Annotated in this window: 13 protein-coding genes and 1 pseudogene; 10 read left to right on the forward strand and 4 right to left on the reverse strand. The window is 61.2% G+C overall.

All coding sequences use genetic code 11. The features are described 5' to 3' along the window. Positions 1-62 precede the first annotated feature (62 nt). From ampD to AACY18_RS17465, 4 genes and pseudogenes are all read left to right on the forward strand, one after another. Positions 63-623 (forward strand): 1,6-anhydro-N-acetylmuramyl-L-alanine amidase AmpD, encoded by a 561-nt coding sequence (gene ampD / locus AACY18_RS17450; protein ID WP_339465507.1) that lies wholly within the window; start codon positions 63-65, stop codon positions 621-623. Next, entirely contained in the window at positions 620-1,459 is an 840-nt protein-coding gene (gene ampE, locus AACY18_RS17455) for a regulatory signaling modulator protein AmpE (protein ID WP_339431703.1), read from the forward strand. Before ampD ends, ampE begins: the two co-directional genes overlap by 4 nt. 1,623 nt (positions 1,460-3,082) lie before the next feature. Then, positions 3,083-3,655 (forward strand): annotated as a pseudogene (locus AACY18_RS28140) (methyl-accepting chemotaxis protein); the annotation flags it as partial. Between the two features lie 189 nt (positions 3,656-3,844). Continuing rightward, a complete protein-coding gene (locus tag AACY18_RS17465; RefSeq protein WP_339431705.1) occupies positions 3,845-4,234 on the forward strand; it encodes a hypothetical protein in 390 nt (129 codons plus the stop codon). On the opposite strand, the gene AACY18_RS17470 is transcribed toward AACY18_RS17465, so the two are convergent. Both AACY18_RS17470 and cra read right to left on the reverse strand, forming a co-directional pair. After that, positions 4,235-5,011 carry a TatD family hydrolase gene (locus AACY18_RS17470; RefSeq protein ID WP_339431706.1) on the reverse strand — a complete coding sequence of 259 codons (777 nt, stop codon included), beginning with the start codon at positions 5,009-5,011 and terminating at the stop codon, positions 4,235-4,237. It lies immediately after the preceding gene. Positions 5,012-5,014: 3 nt separating this feature from the next. Continuing rightward, positions 5,015-6,010 carry a catabolite repressor/activator gene (gene cra / locus AACY18_RS17475; protein WP_339431707.1) on the reverse strand — a complete coding sequence of 332 codons (996 nt, stop codon included), beginning with the start codon at positions 6,008-6,010 and terminating at the stop codon, positions 5,015-5,017. A 305-nt stretch (positions 6,011-6,315) separates the two neighbouring features. Here cra and ptsP point away from each other — a divergent pair, with 305 nt between their 5' ends. The 4 genes from ptsP to AACY18_RS17495 all read left to right on the forward strand — a co-directional run bounded on the left by ptsP (position 6,316) and on the right by AACY18_RS17495 (position 13,576). Beyond that, positions 6,316-9,177: a phosphoenolpyruvate--protein phosphotransferase gene (gene ptsP / locus AACY18_RS17480; protein ID WP_339465513.1), complete on the forward strand. Its 2,862-nt coding sequence runs from the start codon at positions 6,316-6,318 to the stop codon at positions 9,175-9,177. After that, the gene (gene pfkB, locus AACY18_RS17485) at positions 9,177-10,118 is read left to right on the forward strand and encodes a 1-phosphofructokinase (RefSeq protein WP_339431709.1); all 942 of its coding nucleotides are present in this window, start codon (positions 9,177-9,179) and stop codon (positions 10,116-10,118) included. The genes ptsP and pfkB overlap by 1 nt, the downstream gene beginning before the upstream one ends. Before the next feature lie 11 nt (positions 10,119-10,129). Then, positions 10,130-11,863 carry a PTS fructose-like transporter subunit IIB gene (locus AACY18_RS17490; protein ID WP_339431710.1) on the forward strand — a complete coding sequence of 578 codons (1,734 nt, stop codon included), beginning with the start codon at positions 10,130-10,132 and terminating at the stop codon, positions 11,861-11,863. Between the two features lie 171 nt (positions 11,864-12,034). Further along, complete coding sequence (locus tag AACY18_RS17495; RefSeq protein WP_339431711.1) at positions 12,035-13,576, forward strand: alkaline phosphatase D family protein; 1,542 nt, start codon at positions 12,035-12,037, stop codon at positions 13,574-13,576. A gap of 58 nt (positions 13,577-13,634) precedes the next feature. On the opposite strand, the gene AACY18_RS17500 is transcribed toward AACY18_RS17495, so the two are convergent. Both AACY18_RS17500 and AACY18_RS17505 read right to left on the reverse strand, forming a co-directional pair. Further along, positions 13,635-16,163 (reverse strand): sulfite reductase flavoprotein subunit alpha, encoded by a 2,529-nt coding sequence (locus tag AACY18_RS17500; RefSeq protein WP_339465515.1) that lies wholly within the window; start codon positions 16,161-16,163, stop codon positions 13,635-13,637. A 234-nt stretch (positions 16,164-16,397) separates the two neighbouring features. Continuing rightward, complete coding sequence (locus AACY18_RS17505) at positions 16,398-18,713, reverse strand: TonB-dependent receptor (RefSeq protein WP_339431712.1); 2,316 nt, start codon at positions 18,711-18,713, stop codon at positions 16,398-16,400. 206 nt (positions 18,714-18,919) lie between these two features. Between AACY18_RS17505 and AACY18_RS17510 the strand changes: the two genes are divergently transcribed. Next, a complete protein-coding gene (locus tag AACY18_RS17510; RefSeq protein WP_339431713.1) occupies positions 18,920-19,600 on the forward strand; it encodes a Fe2+-dependent dioxygenase in 681 nt (226 codons plus the stop codon). Further along, the gene (locus AACY18_RS17515) at positions 19,597-20,355 is read left to right on the forward strand and encodes a tetratricopeptide repeat protein (protein WP_339431714.1); all 759 of its coding nucleotides are present in this window, start codon (positions 19,597-19,599) and stop codon (positions 20,353-20,355) included. The genes AACY18_RS17510 and AACY18_RS17515 overlap by 4 nt, the downstream gene beginning before the upstream one ends. Positions 20,356-20,553 lie beyond the last annotated feature (198 nt).

Genomic DNA, 20,553 nt, shown 5'->3' on the forward strand with positions numbered 1-20,553 from the left:
GCGCGCCGGGGGCCGATCACGGCATACTGGGCGCCAACACAGTCGGCGTTGAAGGAATCGGTATGCAGTTGGATCCCGCTAGCGGGTGGTGTCACGGGGTGCAGGTCTGCCCATCGCCCAACTTCAATGAACGCCCTGCGGGCGAAATTTCCCTGTTGGTGATCCACAACATCAGTCTGCCGCCTGCGCAATTCGCCACCGGCAAGGTGCAGGCATTTTTCCAGAACCGTCTGGATGTCACCGAACATCCCTACTTTGCAGGTATTGCCGACCTACGAGTCTCGGCGCATTTTCTGATCGAGCGTGACGGCAAGGTCACCCAGTTTGTCTCCTGTCTTGAGCGGGCGTGGCATGCGGGCGTGTCGATTTTTGACGGACGCGAAACCTGTAACGATTTTTCCGTGGGCATCGAACTCGAAGGCACCGATGATCTGCCGTTCACCGATGCGCAATATCAGGCACTGACAAGGCTGACGCGGCAGTTGCAAACAGCATTTCCGGCGATCACCGGCGCACGCATCTGCGGACACAGCGACATTGCACCCGGGCGCAAGACCGATCCTGGCCCGGCATTCGACTGGGCGCGTTACCGCGCTGCCCTGGCACAAGAGGAAGGACAATGAGTTTTCTGGTGTTACTGCTGGCAGTCTGGGTCGAGAAGTTCTCGGCCCTGCGCCATCGGGTTCAACGCGATGGCGGATGGATCCGCGAACTGAACAAACTCGAAAGCAGCGCGCGATTGGCCAATCGGCCGTGGCTGGTGCTGACGATTCTGGTGTTGCTGCCGGTGGCCTTGCTCGGCTTGTTGCTGGTGGTGCTGGAGCCTGTGGCTTATGGCTTGCTGGCCTTGCCGGTGCACTTACTGGTGGTGATTTACAGTCTGGGGCGCGGCGACTTGCTGGGCGGTCTCGGGCCGTTTCGCGATGCCTGGCGCCGTGAGGATCTGCAAGCGGCGGCCCATGTTGCCAAGCGTGATCTGGATATCTGCGCCGACAGTGGCGAGCAATTGCTCGATCAGGTCCAGGGCCATTTGTTGTGGCAGGCCTATCAGAGCTTCTTTGCGGTGATCTTCTGGTATTTCGTGCTCGGCCCGGTGGCTGCGCTGGCCTATCGCTTGTTGGCGCTGGCCGAAGAACATGGCCAGAACCCGGCACTGGTTGAACGGGCCGCGCAACTGCGCCATGCCTTCGACTGGGTGCCGGTGCGATTGTTGGCGGCGAGTTTTGCCCTGGTGGGCAACTTCGTTGCGGTCAGTCGGGTGATGCTGCATGAACTGTTGAACTGGAACATCAGTGCTGCGCAACTGATCAACAAGGTCGGATTGGCGGCGGGGGAGATCCCGCCACCTGCGGTGGGCCCTGAAGGCATCAACACCCTTGATTGCCTGTGGGAACTGCTGCTGCGTGCGGCGGTGCTGTGGTTTGCCGGGTTTGCCTTGTGGACAGTTCTGATTCACTGATAGAGGGTGCCGAGGGAGTCATTTCCCTCGGCACACCCCGCCGTTAACCTTAAGTTACAAAAACTCCCTTCGTTTTGAGCTATACAGAGATGGCGCTCGATAGTGGCTATCTGCTGTCGCCCCGCGCCTGCCAATAAAAACAAGAAAAACCAAGGGAGACTTCCAGTGAAGAGCTTGCTCTATCCCGCCGTCTCGCTGATGAACCGTCTGAGCTTCGGTATGAAGTTCAGCCTGATCAGCGTGCTGTTCCTGGTGCCGATGCTGGTGACCAATTTCTATCTGGTACGCGATTCCTATCGTGAGTTTCAGGGCACCCGAGTCGAATTGCAGAGCCTCGACCTGCTGGGCAGCAGCCTGGCCTTGCGCCGGGATCTGGAGACCCTCAACAATCTGGTGCAAATCAACGTCACCCTCGGCCAGTCCGGTAAGGCGAGTAACGTCGAGTCGCAGATCACCACCCTCGAACAGACGGTATTGGCTCGTCTGCAAGGGTTGACGGCGATGAGCGACGATCCTGAGCAGATCAAGGTATTCGACGGCAAGCGCGATGAAATGCTGGCTGCATTCAAAGCCCAGCAAGCGGAACGCTCGCTGCAAAGCAAAAGCGCCCTGATCGCAAAGCTCTTGGCCAGTGCGCAGATTTTCAGCCAGATCATCAGCAGTCAGGCCGGGTTGAGCCGCGACAACCAGGGCGATATCCGTCAGCTCAGCGAACTGGTGACCCTGATCACTCCGACCGTCACGCAGACCCTTGGCGACGGTCGGGCCATGGGTTCGTACTCGTTGGGCCAGGGTTTTCTCAACAGTTCGTCGAGCACCCGTTTTGACGAGTTGCTGGTGCAGATCGAAAAGCTCCAGGCCGAGTACGGTTTGAAATTGAAGGATGCCCTCGGCGCCAGCAACGTGGCGCGTGAAGCCCTCAGTGCTCAGGCCGACAGCAGCAAGGCGTCGCTCAAAGAGGCCAGCGAGTTGTTCGAAGAGCAAGTGGTGATGGCCGACACCCTGGATGCGCCGTGGCAGGCGTTTTACGACCAGGTCACCGTTCTGATGGACAAAACCTACCTGCTCAACGAAGCGACGTTGAAATTCCTCGACACCCAATTGCAGCAGCGCCTGGTGCAAAACCGCACGCACATGGTCTTGCAGGCTGTGGCGTTGTCGGTGGTGTTTGTGCTGATCTTCTATCTCTACGGCGGCTTCTACGCCTCGACCCGCACCACGCTCAAGCGCCTCGGCGCGATGATGGACAAGGTGGCGGCAGGCGACATGACGGTTAATTTCAAGGCCAATAGCCGCGATGAACTGGGCGAATTGGGCGAGGTGTTCAACGGCACGGTGAAGAAGATTCATGACTTGATCGAGCGCGTCGGCCAAACCGTTGGCGAAGTCGAGCGTCAGGCCGGGCAAGTGGAGGATGTCTCTGCACAAAGCAATCAAGCTGTCGCCGGGCAACGCTCGCAGATCGAGCAAGTGGCGACCGCGATGAACCAGATGTCGGCCACCTCGCTGGAGGTGGCACGCAGTGCCGCAGCAGCGGTAAGCAGCGCCCACAGCGTGAATGAAGAGACAGTCAGTGGGCGCTGCCTGGTTGAGTCGCAGCAGGGCAGCATTGCTGCGCTGGCCAGCGAAATCGACCAGTCAGTGCAGGTGATCAACCAATTGGCCAGCGACAGCCAATCGATCAGTCGCGTGCTGGAAGTGATCAAAAGCATTGCAGAACAGACCAACCTGTTGGCGCTCAACGCCGCAATCGAAGCGGCCAGGGCCGGGGAACAGGGGCGAGGTTTTGCGGTGGTGGCGGACGAAGTTCGCACGCTGGCCAAGCGCACGCAGCAATCGACTGAAGAAATCGAGCAGATGATCGGCAAGCTTCACGGCGGCGTCGGTGCCGCCGTCAAAGCCATGGGTGTCAGTCATCAGATGGCCAATGGCACGGTGGGGCAGTCGGAAAAGGTCCAGCAGGCGCTGGAAAATATACTCGGCGCTGTAGGCATGATCGTCGATCAGAACCAGCAGATTGCCGCTGCGGTGGAGCAGCAGACGGCGGTGGCCCATGACATCGACCAGAACATCGTCGAGATCAACCGCGCCGGTGAGCGTACCGCGCAAGGCGCGCACCAGACCGAGAACGCCAGTCGGGCGTTGTCGGCTCAAGTCGTGGAACTCAAACACCTGATCAGCGCGTTTCGCGTCTGATTCATGAAACACCTTGTTTCCTGTGGGCGTGGGCTGTCCGCTCCCACAGGTCCGGTTTTTTGTCTGAATGGCTTGTAGTCCTTGCTTGCCAGCCTATGTAAGACATTTCTTGTTTTTCTCCATGCTCTGGCATTTCGCCTTCGATCAACCAAGATCACGCTTCACAAGGCTGCATGGAGAAGGCCGCTAATGACTGTTGCAGCTCTGGGCATCCAGGGCCACTGCGCCCACTGCCAGATCACCCTGGTGCTCAAGCCCTGGCAACTCAATGCCATCGCAATCAATGAACCGTTCACCTGCCAGCATTGCCACAAAAGCCTGGAGCTGCGCTGCCCGCAACAGATCAAACGCTTCAAGTCTCTCGATTCGCTGGCGTTGTTGCGCTTTGGCGTGTCAATAACGGCGTGCATTGCGTTGCTGTTGGCGTTGGTGATGGAGTGGATAGGGCTGCTGAGCGTCACCGAGCAGTTGAATGCGTCGCTGATAACTATTTTTCTGTACTTCGTTGCCGTTCGATACGCGCGTCAGCGCCAGCATCTGACGCTGGTGCTAGAAGCCGCCAAGGCTCACGGCGACTGATTACCAGCCAAACACTTCGCAGCTGTTGGCCGTGCTGGCGTCGGCCAGTTGTGGCGCACTGATGTTCATCAGTGCGGCCAGCGCCTCGCAGATCGCCGGCAAGTGCGCCGGGCTGTTGCGCTGGCCGGGAAACATCGCGGGCGGCATGTCCGGTGAGTCGGTTTCCAGCACGATCGAATCCAGCGGCAGATCCGCCAGCACCCGATGCATGCGCAACGCTTGCGGCCAGGTCGGCGCGCCGCCTAAACCCAGTTTGAAACCGAGTTTGATGTACTCGCGCGCCTCTTCACGGCTGCCGGCAAACGCGTGGATGATCCCTGCACGTTTCAATCGAAAACGCTTGAGCGTGGCAATCACCGCCGCGTGGCTGCGGCGTACATGGATCAGCGCCGGTAATTCAAAGTCCGCCGCCAGTTGCAACTGCGCCTCGAACAGCGCCTGTTGGCGTTCGCGGTCGAGGGTTTCGATGAAGTAATCCAGACCGATCTCGCCCACCGCACATAACTGTCGATGGCTGCGCAACCGCGTCAGCCAGTCGCCGAGTGTCTGTAAATCTTCGGGGCGATGCTGATCCAGATACACCGGGTGCAAACCGAACGCCGCGTACAGATCAGCATCGCTTTGCACCAGATCCCACACCCGTTGCCAGTTGCCCTCATGGACGCCCAGCACCACCATCCGCCGCACCCCGAGGGCGCGGCTTTCGGCCAGCAACGCCGAGCGATCGGCGTCGAAATCGGGAAAATCCAGGTGGGTGTGGCTGTCGATCAACTCCACGGTTCAGCCCTGGTGAATACGCTGCTTGAAGGTCCGCGCGATGGCCTGCACGCCGGGCTTGTACTCCGACTGCTCGACCGCCGCCAGGGCCAGTTCCAGCGCCTTGTCGGCGATCAACTGGTGCTGCTGGGCCATGGCATTGACCGGCAGCGGCAGGAAGTCCAGCAACTGCGTATCGCCGAACGTGCCGAGGCGCAGCGGCCGCGACTTGAGCGGGAAGTCATGCAGCGCATCGAACACCCCCTGCAACAGCACGTAGGACGTGGTCACCAGCGCGTCAGGCAAATGCCCCAGGCGTTGCAGGAGCTCTTCCATCAATTGCTTGCCGCATTCGCGGCTGAACGATTCGGCGTGTTCGACCAGCACTTCGCCTTGGAAATCGGCGAGGGCTTGTTTGAAACCGGCGGCACGCTCCTGGCTGATGCTCAGCTCAGCACGGGCACCGAGCAACACGATCTGCTTGGGCTGCGGATCGAGCAGGCTCTGGGTCAGGTGCAGACTGGCTTCGCGGTCGTCGCTGATCACCGAGCAGAAATGCTCCGGTTCCATGACCCGGTCGATGGCAATGATCGGCAGCCCCTTGGCCTGCAACTGACGATAACTGTCGTCACCGGCCGGCAGGCAACTGGCGACGATCAATGCATCGCAGCGGCGCGCCTTGAACAGTTGCAGCAATTGGCGCTCGCTGTCCGGCGCATCGTCGGAACTGGCGATCAGCAACTGATAGCCGCGCGCCCGCGCACCTTGTTCCAGCAGTTTGGCAATTCGCGCATAACTGGGGTTTTCCAGATCCGGCAGGATAAACCCCAAGGTGCGCGTATGCCGACTGCGCAGCCCGGCCGCCTGAGGGTTGGGCGTGAAGCCGTGCTGCTCGACCACCGCACGCACACGCTCGACGGTGGCGGTGCTGATGCGTTGCTGTTCGGCCTTGCCGTTGATGACGTAGCTGGCGGTGGTCACGGACACTCCGGCCAACCGCGCGATATCACTGAGTTTCAACCCGGTATTTCCTTGTGTTTTCGAGCTTGCCGCGAAATTTTCGCCAATCCTACCCGATTAGGACAGACGACTATTGCCGGCGCGCATCCGACAAGTTGGACTTCAAGGATGAGACATTATCGAGTAACGTGCCGATCAATCTAGATTAAACGTTTCAGCAAGCGTATTTTCTACGTTTTAGACGCCTTTGACCGGTTCTGCCGTGAAACCGCCAAAAATGCCCCTGAAAAGGAAGCTGACAAGCGCCTAAGCTGCAACCATTCAAAACAATACCTGGCACCTTCATGTGCCAAAAAGGAGATCGCATGCTCGAGCTCACTATAGAGCAGATATCCATGGGCCAATCGGCTGTGGATAAACCCGCTGCCCTGCAATTGCTGGCCAATCACCTGGTCGCCGATGGATTGGTCGCCGACGGATACCTCGCCGGATTGCAGGCTCGCGAAGCCCAGGGCTCGACCTTTCTCGGCCAAGGTATTGCCATCCCGCACGGCACCCCCGAGACCCGCGACCAAGTGTTCGCCACTGGCGTGCGCCTGATGCAGTTTCCCGAGGGCGTGGATTGGGGCGATGGTCAGATCGTTTATCTGGCCATCGGTATCGCCGCCAAATCCGATGAACACCTGCGCCTGTTGCAACTGCTGACCCGCGCCCTCGGCGAGACCGATCTGGGCCAGGCCCTGCGCCGCGCCAGTTCCCCCGAAGCGCTGCTGAAACTGCTGCAAGGCGCGCCGCAGGAATTGGCGCTGGACGCGCAGATGATCGGCCTCGGTGTCTCCGCCGACGATTTCGAAGAACTGGTCTGGCGTGGCGCGCGTCTATTGCGTCAGGCCGATTGCGTGAGCAACGGCTTTGCCGGTGTGTTGCAGCAAGTCGAAGCGCTGCCGCTGGGCGATGGCCTGTGGTGGCTGCACAGCGAACAAACGGTGAAACGCCCGGGCCTGGCTTTTGTCACCCCGGACAAACCGATGCGTTATCTCGGCCAACCGCTCAGCGGTCTGTTCTGCCTGGCCAGCCTGGGCGAAGCGCATCAGGCCTTGCTTGAGCGCTTGTGTGCGTTGCTGATCGAAGGTCGCGGTCACGAACTGGGTCGTGCCACCAGCAGCCGTAAAGTCCTCGAAGTGCTTGGCGGTGAATTGCCGGCCGACTGGCCGAGCGCACGTATTGCGTTGGCCAATGCCCACGGTTTGCATGCGCGTCCGGCGAAGATCCTCGCGCAACTGGCCAAGAGTTTTGATGGCGAAATTCGTGTGCGCATTGTCGACGGTCAGGACAGCGCCGTGTCGGTGAAGAGCCTGAGCAAACTGCTGAGCCTGGGCGCCCGTCGCGGTCAGGTGCTGGAGCTGATCGCCGAACCGAGCATCGCCGCCGATGCGTTGCCCGCCTTGTTGGCCGCCATCGAAGAAGGCCTCGGCGAAGAAGTCGAGCCGTTGCCGGCCGTGAGCCAGCAACGCGAAGTGGTTGCCGATATCGCCGAAGTCGTGATCGCCCCGGCGTCCGGCAGCCTGCTGCAAGCGATCCCGGCGGCACCGGGCATCGCGATTGGCCCTGCGCACATTCAAGTGCAACAAACCATCGATTACCCGCTGCGCGGCGAGTCCGCGGCTGTCGAGCGTGCGCGTCTCAAGCAGGCGGTGAGCGATGTGCGCGGTGATATTCAGGGCCTGATCGAACGCAGCAAAGCCAAAGCCATTCGCGAGATTTTCATCACCCATCAGGAGATGCTCGACGACCCGGAACTGACCGACGAAGTCGACACGCGCCTCAAGCAGGGCGAAAGCGCTGAAGCGGCGTGGATGGCAGTGATCGAAGCCGCGGCCAAACAGCAGGAGTCGCTACAGGACGCCTTGCTCGCCGAGCGTGCGGCGGATCTGCGTGATATCGGTCGCCGTGTATTGGCGCAACTGTGTGGCGTGCAGACGCCGAGCGAGCCGGAGCAACCGTACATTCTGGTGATGGACGAAGTCGGCCCGTCCGACGTGGCGCGGCTGGACCCTGCGCGCGTGGCGGGGATTCTCACCGCTCGCGGCGGTGCCACCGCGCACAGTGCAATCGTTGCGCGGGCTCTGGGGATTCCAGCGCTGGTCGGCGCCGGCGCGGCGGTGTTGCTGCTGGCGCCGGGCACGCCGTTGCTGCTGGACGGTCAGCGCGGTCGCCTGCATGTCGACGCCGATGCCGCAACCCTGCAACGCGCCGCCGAAGAACGCGACACCCGTGAGCAGTGCCTCAAGGTGGCCGCCGAACAACGTCATCAACCGGCGCACACCACCGACGGCCACGCCGTCGAAGTGTTCGCCAACATCGGCGAAAGCGCTGGCGTCATCAGCGCGGTGGAGCAGGGCGCCGAAGGCATCGGTCTGCTGCGCACCGAACTGATTTTCATGGCCCACCCGCAAGCGCCGGACGAAGCGACTCAGGAAGCCGAATACCGCCGCGTTCTTGATGGCCTCGCCGGGCGGCCGCTGGTGGTGCGTACGCTGGACGTTGGCGGCGACAAACCGCTGCCGTATTGGCCGATCGCCAAGGAAGAAAACCCGTTCCTCGGCGTGCGCGGCATTCGCCTGACCTTGCAGCGTCCGCAGATCATGGAAGCGCAACTGCGTGCCTTGCTGCGTTCGGCGGACAACCGTCCATTGCGCATCATGTTCCCGATGGTCGGCAGCGTCGAAGAGTGGCGTCAGGCCCGTGACATGACCGAGCGTCTGCGCCTGGAAATCCCGGTGGCCGATTTGCAACTGGGGATCATGATTGAAGTCCCATCCGCCGCGTTGCTCGCGCCGGTGCTGGCCAAAGAAGTCGACTTCTTCAGCGTCGGCACCAACGACCTGACCCAATACACCTTGGCCATCGACCGTGGTCACCCGACCCTGTCGGCCCAGGCTGACGGCTTGCACCCGGCGGTGCTGCAACTGATCGACATCACCGTACGCGCGGCCCATGCCCACGGCAAATGGGTGGGCGTGTGCGGTGAACTGGCGGCGGACCCGTTGGCGGTGCCGGTGCTGGTTGGCCTTGGCGTCGATGAGCTGAGTGTGTCCGGACGCAGCATTGCCGAGGTCAAGGCGCGCGTGCGCGAACTCAGCCTGACCCAGGCGCAAACCCTTGCTCAACAAGCCCTCACCGTGGGCAGCGCCAATGAAGTGCGTGCATTAGTGGAGGCCCTGTAATGGCCAAGATTCTCACCCTGACCCTCAACCCGGCGCTGGACCTCACGGTTGAGCTGCCAGTGCTTGCGCCCGGTCAGGTCAACCGCAGCGACGAAATGCACACCCACGCCGCTGGCAAAGGCGTGAACGTTGCGCAGGTGCTGGCCGACCTCGGGCATCAACTGACGGTCAGCGGTTTTCTCGGCGAAGACAACCTGCAAGCGTTCGAAACCCTGTTCGCCAAGCGCGGTTTTGTCGACGCGTTTATCCGTGTACCGGGTGAGACGCGCAGCAATATCAAAGTCGCTGAAAGCGATGGCCGTATCACCGACATCAACGGCCCTGGGCCGTTGGTCGATGCAGCCGCGCAGCAGGCGTTGCTTGAGCGTCTGGTGCAGATTGCGCCGGGGCATGACGCGGTCGTGGTCGCCGGCAGTTTGCCGCGTGGCGTGACTGCGCAGTGGCTGCGCGAATTGATCGAGCGGCTGAACTCGCTTGGCCTGAAAGTCGCCCTCGACTCCAGCGGCGAAGCGTTGCGCCAAGCGTTGAAGGCCAGCCCTTGGCTGATCAAACCGAACACGGAGGAACTGGCCGATGCCTTGGGTTGCGAGGTGGTTTCCCACGCCGCCGAGGCTCAAGCGGCGAGTCGACTGCACGCTCAAGGCATCGAGCATGTCGTGATCTCCCACGGTGCCGACGGTGTGAACTGGTTCAGTGTCGGCTCGGCGCTGCACGCCTCGCCGCCCAAGGTCAGCGTGGCCAGCACCGTCGGTGCCGGCGATTCGCTGCTGGCCGGCATGCTCCATGGTTTGCTCAGCGCCGACACGCCTGAGCAGACCTTGCGCACGGCCACCGCGATTGCGGCGATGGCGGTGACGCAGATCGGTTTTGGCATCAACGACGCCACGCAACTGGCGCAGCTCGAACAGGGCGTGCGCATTCGCCCCCTGACAGAACAATAAGAGGGTTTGTCATGAAGTTAGCCATTGTTACGGCCTGCCCGAACGGCATGGTCACCAGTGTGCTGTGCGCCCGTTTGCTTGATGCGGCAGCGCAGCGTCAGGGCTGGAGCACCAGCGTTGAAGTGGTTGATGCGGCGCATCCGGAACGCGAATTGTCGGCGGCGACCATTGAGGCGGCGGAGTGGGTGTTGCTGGTGGCCACCGGCAACGTCGACATGACGCGGTTCGTCGGCAAACGACTCTTTCAGATTGCCCCGGCACAAGCCCTGCAGGACGTCGAAGGCGTACTGCGTCGCGGTGCCGAAGAAGCCGAAATTTATGTCGCAACCGAAGCCGCCCCTGCTGCGGTTGCGCAACGTGCACCGCGCATCGTCGCCATCACCGCATGCCCGACCGGTGTCGCCCACACCTTTATGGCGGCCGAAGCGTTGCAGCAAACGGCCAAGCGTCTGGGCTATGAACTGCAAGTCGAAACCCAAGGTTCGGTGGGGGCGAAAACGCCCCTGAGTGCGACAGCGATTGCCGAGGCGGATGTGGTGTTGCTGGCGGCGGATATCGACGTTGCCACCGAGCGTTTTGCCGGCAAGAAAATCTACCGCTGTGGCACCGGCATTGCGTTGAAACAGTCCGAAGCGACGCTGAAAAAAGCCCTCGCCGAAGGCCAGCAGGAAAGCGCTGCCAGCGAGGGCAAGGCCCCCGTCAAGTCGGAGAAAACCGGCGTCTACAAACACCTGCTGACCGGCGTGTCGTACATGCTGCCGATGGTGGTGGCGGGTGGTTTGATGATTGCCCTGTCGTTTGTCTTTGGCATCACCGCGTTCAAGGAAGAAGGCACGCTGGCGGCGGCACTGATGCAGATCGGCGGCGAGACCGCGTTCAAGTTGATGGTGCCGCTGCTGGCCGGTTACATCGCTTACTCGATTGCCGACCGTCCGGGCCTGGCGCCGGGGATGATTGGCGGCTTGCTCGCCAGCACCCTGGGCGCCGGGTTTATCGGCGGGATCGTCGCCGGTTTCATTGCCGGTTACGCGGCCAAGGCGATCAGTCGATATGTCGCGCTTCCGCAAAGTCTTGAAGCGTTGAAACCGATTCTGATCATCCCGTTGTTCGCCAGCCTGTTCACCGGTCTGGTGATGATCTACGTGGTCGGCAAACCCGTAGCGCAGATGCTCGCGGCGCTGACGCATTTCCTCGACAGCATGGGCACCACCAATGCGATTCTGCTGGGTGTGTTGCTCGGCGGCATGATGTGCGTTGACCTCGGTGGGCCGATCAACAAAGCCGCGTATGCCTTTTCGGTGGGGCTGCTCGCCTCGCAAAGTTATGCGCCGATGGCCGCGACCATGGCGGCAGGGATGGTGCCACCGATTGGTCTGGGTATTGCCACGTTCATCGCCCGACGCAAGTTCGCCCAGACCGAGCGCGAAGCGGGTAAGGCGGCGTTCGTGCTGGGGCTGTGCTTTATCTCCGAAGGGGCGATTCCGTTTGCCGCGAAAGACCCGCTGCGGGTGATCCCGGCGAGCATCGCGGGCGGTGCGTTGACCGGCGCGCTGTCGATGTACTTCGGCTGCAAACTGATGGCGCCGCACGGTGGCTTGTTCGTGCTGGCGATTCCGAATGCGATCAATCATGCGCTGCTTTATCTGCTGGCGATTGTCGCCGGTAGTTTGCTGACGGCGGTGGTGTACGCGACGGTCAAACGTCCCGAGTCCGTCGACCTCACAATGGCACCGGCGAAGGCCTGACGTACATCCCCTGTGTGTGGGCTTGCTCGCGAAAGCGGTGCGTCAGTCGATTCGATGTTGGCTGATACGACGCCTTCGCGAGCAAGCCCGCTCCCACATGGGGGGGTGGGCTGATGTCATGCCGGGTTCATAAACCCGTGCTTTAGTTTTCCTTTTTCCAGGGAGAACACCATGAGCGATTTCAACCTCGGTCGCCGTCGTGTCATGCAAGCCGTGGGCGCGGGGCTGTTGATGCCGGGGCTGGCGCCGGCGGTGATCGCGTCCGTCAAGGATCGTCCGCAACTGACCGATGGCGTGCAGTCCGGCGACTTGCAAGGCGATCGGGCGATGATCTGGAGTCGCAGTGATCGTCCGGCGCGGATGGTGGTTGAGTGGGACACGCGCAGCCTGTTCGGCAACCCCCGCCGATCTGTCTCGCCACTGGCCGACGCCCGCACTGATTTCACCGCTCGTGTCGAGCTGACCGGGTTGCCCGCCGATCAGGCGATTTTCTATCGTGTTTACTTTGAAGACGCGCAGACCGGCATCGCCAGCGAACCGTGGTTCGGCCATTTACGCAGCGTGCCGACGGCCAAGCGTGATATTCGATTCGTCTGGAGCGGCGACACCGTCGGCCAGGGTTTTGGCATCAACCCGGACATCGGTGGCATGCGTATCTACGAAGCCATGCGTCTGCGCCTGCCGGACTTCTTTATCCACAGCGGCGACACCATCTACGCCGACGGCCCGGTGCCGGCGCAGCTTGTGACGGAAGGGGGGCGGGTGTGGCGCAACATCACCACTGAAGCGAAAAGCAACGTCGCGCAGACCCTCGACGATTATCGGGGCAACTACCGCTACAACCTGCTGGATGAAAACATCCGCCGCTTCAATGCCCAGGTGCCACAGATCTGGCAGTGGGACGACCATGAGGTGGTCAACAACTGGTCACCGGGCAAGCAACTGGATGAGCGCTATCAGGAGAAAGATATCCACACGCTGGTGGGCCGAGCGCGTCAGGCCTGGCTCGAATACGCGCCGATGCGTTTGCAGACCGCAGACGGTGGCGGGCGGATTTATCGCAAGCTCAGTTACGGGCCGATGCTTGATGTGTTTGTCCTCGACATGCGCAGTTATCGCGAGGCCAACGATGACAACCTGGGGGCGGCGAAACCGTTTCTTGGGCGTGCGCAACTGAACTGGCTCAAGCAGGGTCTCAAGGGCTCGCAAGCGCAATGGAAAGTGATCGCCGCTGATATGCCGATTGGTCTTGGCGTGCCCGATGGCGAGGTCAGTCCAGGTGTGGCGCGTTGGGAAGCAGTGGCCAACGGCGATCCGGGACCCGCGCAGGGGCGTGAGCTGGAAATTGCCGAATTGCTCGGATTTCTGCGGGCGCAGCAGGTGCGCAATTTTGTCTTTCTCACGGCCGATGTTCACTACTGCGCGGCGCATCACTATCACCCGGATCGTGCGGCGTTTCAGGATTTCGAACCGTTCTGGGAGTTTGTCGCCGGGCCGTTGAATGCCGGGAGTTTCGGGCCTAATCCGCTGGACAAGACCTTTGGGCCTGAGGTGGTGTTCGAGAAAGCCCCGCCGGCACAGAACACTTCGCCGTTTGCCGGGTTTCAGTTTTTTGGCGAGGTGAATATTGAAGGGCAGAGCGGGGAGATGAGCGTGGTGTTGCGCGATCTGGATGGGGTGGCGGTGTTTGAGCGCAAGTTGCAGCCAGTCTAATCACCGCACACCCTGTGGGAGCGAGCAGGCTCGTTCTCACAGGGGGGATGGGGCACGGTCAATAAACGTCGCGGCGGTATCGGCCCTGTTCGATCAGGCTTTCAACTTCAGCAGCACCAAGGACTTCACTGAGCACTTGATCCACGCCTGATGCCATTCCCTGCAAGCTGCCACAGATATAGATGACAGCACCGTCGGCCAGCCATTTTTTCAGTTCATCGGCCGATTCACGCAAGCGATCCTGTACATAAATCTTCTCGGCCTGATCCCGCGAAAACGCCAGATCCAGTCGCTCCAGATCACCGTTGATCAACCACTCCTCCAGCTCCGTTCGACAGAGGAAGTCGTGCTCACGATTACGCTCGCCAAACAGTAACCACTGGCGTTGCTGACCGTCGGCAATACGCGCTTTGAGCAAACTGCGTAACCCGGCAAGGCCCGTGCCGTTGCCCAGCAGAATCATGGGCACTGGCTCGTTCGGCAAGTGGAAACCGCTGTTGCGGCGCACTCGCAGACTGATGCTGCCACCCACCGGCGCGTGTTCGGTCAGCCAGCCGGAACCAATGCCAAGGCTGCCATTGGCGTGTTGTTCCTGACGCACAATCAGCTCCAGCACGCCATCGGCGGGAATCGAGGCAATCGAGTATTCGCGCATCGTCAGCGGCACCATCGCGTCGACCAGCGCCTGCGCATGCAGGCCGACCAGATGCGCGCGGTGCTCCGGCAACTGACGGGTGGCCAGGGCGACCTCCAGCGGCTCTTCCAGGCCATTGATGATCACCTTGGTCTCGCCGCGAATACCGAGGCCGTCGAGGAAGTGTTCGATGGCCCAACCGCCGTTGCGCGGCAGCACTTCTACCAGGTCACCGGCCAGCCAACTGCTGGTGTCCGGTGCGCTCAGAGCGATCAGAAAAACCGGCGAGCCGCTGCTGTCCGGGTTCATCCGCTCGCGGCGCAGCAGCGTCCAGTTGTCGTAGTTCGGCGCTTGCCAGGTGTCGACCGGTGCTTGCCCGGTGATCTGGCCGAGCTGGGTTTGCCAGTGACCCAGGGCGTAGGGATCAGCGCTGTCGACTTCCACGGGGGCGAACAAGGTCTTGGCGCCATGCTCGCTCAGCCATTGATGCAAGCGCCGGGCGAAGCCGCAGAAGTGCGGGTACTGGCGATCGCCAAGGCCCAGCACCGCATAGTTCAGGCTGTCGAGTGTCGCCGCGTGGCTGAGCACTTTGCGCTCGAAACCGCGGGCGCTGTCTGGCGCCTCGCCGTCGCCGAAGGTACTGACGACAAACAATGCGTTGGCCGACTCACGCAGATCCTGCTCACTGACGGTTGCCAGCGGCTGCACATTCACCGACATCCCGGCGGCTTGCAACTGGCCTGCGCTCTGCCACGCCAGTTGCTCGGCGAAACCGCTCTGGCTGGCGAAACCGATCAACCACGAAGCCGCATCGCCGGCCGGTTGTTCAAGGCCTTTGCGGGCATTGTGGATCTGCTGCTTCTTGCGCCGACGATCCAGATACAACAGCCATCCCGTGATGAAGAACAGCGGCATGCACACCGCAGCGAGGGTGATGATGAGCCGCCCGACAAGGCCGAAATAGCTGCCCACGTGCAGCGCATAAAGGCTGGTCAGCAGTTGCGCCTTGAAACTCTTGTCGGCGTAGCGATCAACGCGTTTGACGATGCCGGTGGCCGGGTCGAGGGTGATCTGGTTCAGCGCGCGATCATGGGGCGAACGGTCGAGCAGGTAGAACACCGTCGCCGGTTGGCCAGCCACGGGCGGCATGCGGATGTTGTAGGCAGAAAGGCCCGGGCCGGCGGCGCTGTAGATGCTGCTCCACATCGCCGTGTAGTCGGCGGTTGGCGCCGGACCCTCTGGCGCCGGCCCGCGGCCACCGCGCACGCGCTCGTTCTGCGGTGCGTCGGACAGCAGTTTGGTCAGGCCTTTGTTGTACCACTCGTACGACCACGACAACCCGGTCAACGCCAGCAGCAGATACACCAACAGGCACCAGGTTCCCGCCACGGAGTGCAGATCCCAATTGAACGCGCGGCCCTTTTTCTTCCAGTCCAGGGTCAGCCACACGCGCCATTTGTTCCACTGGCGCGGCCAGCGCAGGTAAAGGCCGGACAGGCAGAAGAACAGCAGAATCAAGGTGCAGGCGCCGGTGATGGTGCGCCCGGTGTCGCCCATGGCGAGGAAACGGTGCAGTTGCAGCATCAGGCCGAAGAAGTCCTGGCCGGTTGCGTCACCCTTGAACTCTGCGGTGTACGGATCGAAGTAGCGCATCTCACCGCGACGTTGGCCTTTTGGCGGAGTGAAGAACACCTTTGCGGCGTTGCCGCTGTCGGTCTCGACCCAGAGCATCGAGACTTTCTTGCCCGAAGTGGCCTCGATGCGCTCCACCAGTTCGACCGGCGGCAGGACCCCGGCGACGTGTTTTTCCACCTGCAGCACCGACGGGTTCAGCGCTCGCAGGATTTCGTCCTGAAACGAATAGGCCGCACCGGTAATGCCCATCAAGGCCAGCACCAGCCCGGCAGTGATGCCAAAAAACCAGTGCAACTGGAACAGGGTTTTCTTTAACACGTCACTCGCCGTCCGTTCGGAAATTGTCATCACGGCGCGCATTATGCCGTGGCTTATCGAGAAGCGTTCTTTATTACGCACAAAAGCCCCGTTCAACTGAATGAACGGGGCCGTACCTTGCGGCGCATTCCTTGTGGGAGGGGGCTTGCTCGCGAATGCGTCATGTCAGTCGATATCTATTTCTCTGACACACCGCTTTCGCGAGCAAGGCCGCTCCGACATTTACAGCATTGATCAGAAGTGGAAATTGGTGCTCAACAGTGCCGTACGGCCCGCCGCCTGGTTGGCGAAGTGGGTCGCGAAGGCTTTGTCGTAATAGGTTTCGTTGGTCAGGTTCTGCACGTTGAGTTGCAGGTCGACGTTCTTGGTCAGCTTGTAGGCCGCCATCGCGTCGTAACGCACGTACGAATCGACCAGGGTGGTGTTGGCCACGCTGCCGAACACCTCATCGACGTAGAACGCACCGCCACCAATGGTCAGCTTCGGTGTGACCTGATAAGTGGTCCACAGGCTCGCGCTGTTTTTCGGCGTGTTGGGCAGTTGGTTGCCGTCGTTGGCCTTGCCCATCGGGCCGCCGTCGACCTGCTCGCTGTCCATGTAGGCGTAACCGGCGAACACTTGCCACTGTTCGGTGATCTTGCCGCTGGCCGACAGTTCGATACCTTGTACGCGGGTTTTTCCGGCGTTCTCGTACGACGTGGTATCGACTTGCACGCGAGCGTTATCTTTCTCGGTGCGGAAGACATCAGCCGTCAGCGACAAGCGATCGTTGAGCAGATCCCACTTGGTGCCGATTTCGTAGTTCTTGGTGGTTTCCGGCTCCATGTCGCTGCTGAGCAAGTTGCCGGCGCGGTTCGGGGTGCCGCCCAACGGGTTGCCTTCCTGGCCTTCGCCGAGGGTGTTGCCCGGCGGGGTGGCGGAGGTGGCATAGGATGCATAGATGCTGCCGTTATCCGCTGGTTTGTAGACCACGCCGAACTGACCGGTAACGAACTCGCTGGTGTCATCACCCTTGGAGGTGGTTTTGCCGGCCGCGGTGTAGGTTTTGTATTCGGTGTCGAAGTGGTCGTAACGCAGGCCCATGTTCACAAGCCACTGCTCGGACAGTTCCAGGGTGTCGAACACATACAGCGCGTAAGTGCTGGCCTTGGTGTCGGTGCCGGCGTAGTTGCGCGAGATAGCGCCGTTCCACGGATCGTTCGGGTTCGGGTTCGACAGCGAGGTGCAGTTGTAGCCGCTCGACGCGCCGATCATCGACGGCGTGCAGTTATTGGTGACAGCGGTGGTGCGCGGCGTGGTGTCGGTGTTGACGGTGTACGAGGACTTCTGGCCTTGCTCGCGGGTGTATTCGACGCCGGTGGAGAAGCTGTTCTTGAAACCGGCGACGTAGAAGTTGCCGAACAGGTCCGTCTGGTTGGTGGTGGTCTCGGTGTTGCTCACGCGAGTGTTCGCCCGACGCCAGACGCTGCCGTTGTTGACGTTGCCTTTGCTGTCGTCCGGCTGGGTCAGGATGTAATCCTGCATGCTGGTGCCGTGGCGCAGGGTGTTCTTGATCGTCAGCGAGTCGCTCAAATCGTGCTCAATGGCGAAGGTCGCGGTGTCGGTGCGGCCCTTGCGGAAATCGCGATCCAGACCGTAGAAATTGCTGTGGTCACCGCCGGCGTACGGCTTGTCCGGGTTGGATTTGCTGCGTGCTGCCGAACCACCGGCTGGAATGGTGTACGGCACGCCCGAGTCCGGTGTGTCGTTGCTTTCCAGATGGTAGTAATCGAGGTTGACGCGGGTGTCGGTGCCCAGGCCGAACGCCAGCGACGGCGCGATGCCCCAACGGTCGTAATCGACCTTGTCGCGGCCGGCGACGTTGCTTTCGTGGCTCATCAGGTTCAGACGCCCGGCAGCGGTGTCGCTGAACTGGTAGTTGCCGTCCAGGGTGTAGCGCTGGGTCTGGTCTGAGCCCCAGGTAAAACCACCGTCGAACGAATCGCCCAGGTGGGCTTTCTTGCTCACCAGGTTGATGCTGCCGCCGGCTGCGCCGCGACCACCGATGGCCGAGTTCGGGCCCTTGCTGACTTCGATGTTTTCGACGGCGAAGATCTCGCGGCTCTGCGAACCGGTGTCGCGCACGCCGTCCAGGTAGGTGTCGCCCTGGGCGTCGAAGCCGCGGATGAACGGACGATCACCCTGCGGGTTGCCACCCTCACCGGCACCGAAGGTGATGCCCGGCACGGTACGCAGCGCATCCTGCATGTTCAGGGCGCCGGTGTCTTTGAGCACTTGTTGCGGGATCACGGTGACCGAGCGCGGTGTGTCGACCAGCGGCGCGGTGTACTTGGGCGAGGAGGCTTTCTCGACCTGGTAGGACGTGGTGTCCTGCACTTCGCCGGTGATGGCGGTGGCGTCCAGGGCGATGGCATTGCCAGAGGCTTTGCTGTCGGTCTTTTCGGCGGCGAATACCATGTGGCCCGCGGAGCCTGCGGTGATTGCCACGCCAATTGCAGAGGCGAGCAAACGTGGTGAACTGACCGGTATTTGAGCGTGTTGACGTGCCATTTGAATTCCCCTCCCCAAGGATTTGAGGCGGCGGAATATAGGGTAAACAGGTATTTGTATCAATTGCGAAATATTGTTATTCGCACCAAATTTACATTCTTTACAATTTGGCCTTACGGTTTTTACTGATTCATTCGTCTGGGTGTTTTACATGGTCAATAAGAATCAATACCATTGGCAATCTTTTACCATCAGGTACGTTTGCCATGCTGCTGCACATTCCCGGCCTGTTCGCGAAAGAAGAAGTGCAGCGCATCCGCCAGGCGCTCGAAGAGGCGGACTGGGCCGATGGCAAGATCACCGCCGGCTACCAGTCGGCCAAGGCCAAACACAATCTGCAATTGCCTGAAGGCCACCCACTGGCCAAGGAAATTGGCGCAGCGATGCTTGAGCGGCTGTGGAAAAATCCGCTGTTCATGTCCGCCGCGCTGCCGCACAAAGTGTTCCCGCCGTTAGTGAACTGTTACACGGCCGGCGGCAGTTTCGACTTCCACATCGACAACGCCGTGCGCCAACCGAAGGGCAGCATCGAGCGGGTGCGCACTGATCTGTCGGCCACGCTGTTTTTCAGCGAGCCTGCGGATTACGACGGCGGCGAACTGGAAATCCAGGACACCTTCGGCACCCAACGGGTGAAGCTGCCCGCAGGCGATATGGTGCTGTACCCCGGCACCAGTCTGCACAAGGTCAATGCGGTCACTCGCGGTGCGCGTTATGCGTCGTTCTTCTGGACGCAAAGCCTGGTGCGCGAAGACAGCCAGCGCGCGCTGCTGTTCGAGATGGACGGCGCGATCCAGCAACTCACCCAGGACATGCCTGATCACCCATCGCTGATCCGCCTTACCGGCACGTATCACAACCTGCTGCGGCGCTGGGTCGAGGTATGAGTTTTAAACTGCGTCGCGAGGAAATCCTCAGCGGTGAACAACTCAGCGCCATGCTCGAAGAAAGCCCGGCCCGTGCTGCGCAGGCGATTTTGCTGGCGGCGGGTGAGGGCGAAGTTGAAGCCCAGGCGTTGCTGGGGCAGATCCTTCTGGAGGGGCAGGGCATTGCCAGGGATCAGCCGTTGGCGCTGCGCTGGTTTGGCATCGCCGCCAAGCGCGGCCACTTGATGGCGCGCAATATGCTCGGGCGGTGCCATGAGCATGGCTGGGGGTGTGGCGCAGATGCGTCTGTTGCGGCGCAGCATTATCGGATCGCCGCGGATGCCGGGCTGGATTGGGCGATGTACAACCTCGCCAATTTGCTGGCGACCGGGCGCGGTGTGGTGGTGGATCATTTGCAGGCGCTGGCGCTTTATCGGCGCGCGGCTGAACGGGGCCATGCGAAATCGATGAATCTGCTGGGGCGTTATCTGGAAGAAGGGCAGGCATGTCCGGCGGATCCGGTCATGGCGCGCGAGTGGTATCGACGTTCGGCCAAGGGCGGGGATTTTCGCGGGCAGTTCAGTTTTGCCGCAGTGTTGGCGGGGGAAGGGCGGATTGATGAGGCGGTGGTTTGGCTTGAGAAAGCCTTGGCTGGCGGTAATCTGAATTTTCTGCGGGTGGCAAGCAAGACGCTGTTAAATGCAACAGATCCAGAGATTCAGGCGTTGGCCTCCAGGTATCAACAGCGTACGGATGAGCTGAGCCGCAGCGCATAACCCTTGTGGGAGCGGGCTTGCATCGACGCACAAAAAAGCCCACGACATGTCGTGGGCTTTACGCATTACCGTGTCTCGTCCTGAATAAGGTTTACACCTTCTGGCTTCTTATCAGGAGGGGGCAATGGATACGGGCGCAAAACGTAGTCAACGCGATTACACGCTGACTTTTAAATTGTCGGTTGTCGACCAAGTCGA

Origin of the sequence: Pseudomonas sp. EA_65y_Pfl2_P74 (assembly GCF_963970575.1) — a bacterium.
GTDB classification, from domain to species: domain Bacteria; phylum Pseudomonadota; class Gammaproteobacteria; order Pseudomonadales; family Pseudomonadaceae; genus Aquipseudomonas; species Aquipseudomonas baetica_A.

What these genes read in the sequence shown, in the direction of transcription:
- AACY18_RS17490 (WP_339431710.1), top strand. Translation starts at nt 10,130, where the DNA reads ATGAAGTTAGCCATTGTTACGGCCTGCCCGAACGGCATGGTCACCAGT.
- AACY18_RS17510 (WP_339431713.1), top strand. Translation starts at nt 18,920, where the DNA reads ATGCTGCTGCACATTCCCGGCCTGTTCGCGAAAGAAGAAGTGCAGCGC.
- AACY18_RS17505 (WP_339431712.1), bottom strand. Translation starts at nt 18,713, where the DNA reads ATGGCACGTCAACACGCTCAAATACCGGTCAGTTCACCACGTTTGCTC.
- pfkB (WP_339431709.1), top strand. Translation starts at nt 9,177, where the DNA reads ATGGCCAAGATTCTCACCCTGACCCTCAACCCGGCGCTGGACCTCACG.
- AACY18_RS17515 (WP_339431714.1), top strand. Translation starts at nt 19,597, where the DNA reads ATGAGTTTTAAACTGCGTCGCGAGGAAATCCTCAGCGGTGAACAACTC.
- AACY18_RS17495 (WP_339431711.1), top strand. Translation starts at nt 12,035, where the DNA reads ATGAGCGATTTCAACCTCGGTCGCCGTCGTGTCATGCAAGCCGTGGGC.
- ampD (WP_339465507.1), top strand. Translation starts at nt 63, where the DNA reads ATGCAGTTGGATCCCGCTAGCGGGTGGTGTCACGGGGTGCAGGTCTGC.
- AACY18_RS17465 (WP_339431705.1), top strand. Translation starts at nt 3,845, where the DNA reads ATGACTGTTGCAGCTCTGGGCATCCAGGGCCACTGCGCCCACTGCCAG.
- ptsP (WP_339465513.1), top strand. Translation starts at nt 6,316, where the DNA reads ATGCTCGAGCTCACTATAGAGCAGATATCCATGGGCCAATCGGCTGTG.
- ampE (WP_339431703.1), top strand. Translation starts at nt 620, where the DNA reads ATGAGTTTTCTGGTGTTACTGCTGGCAGTCTGGGTCGAGAAGTTCTCG.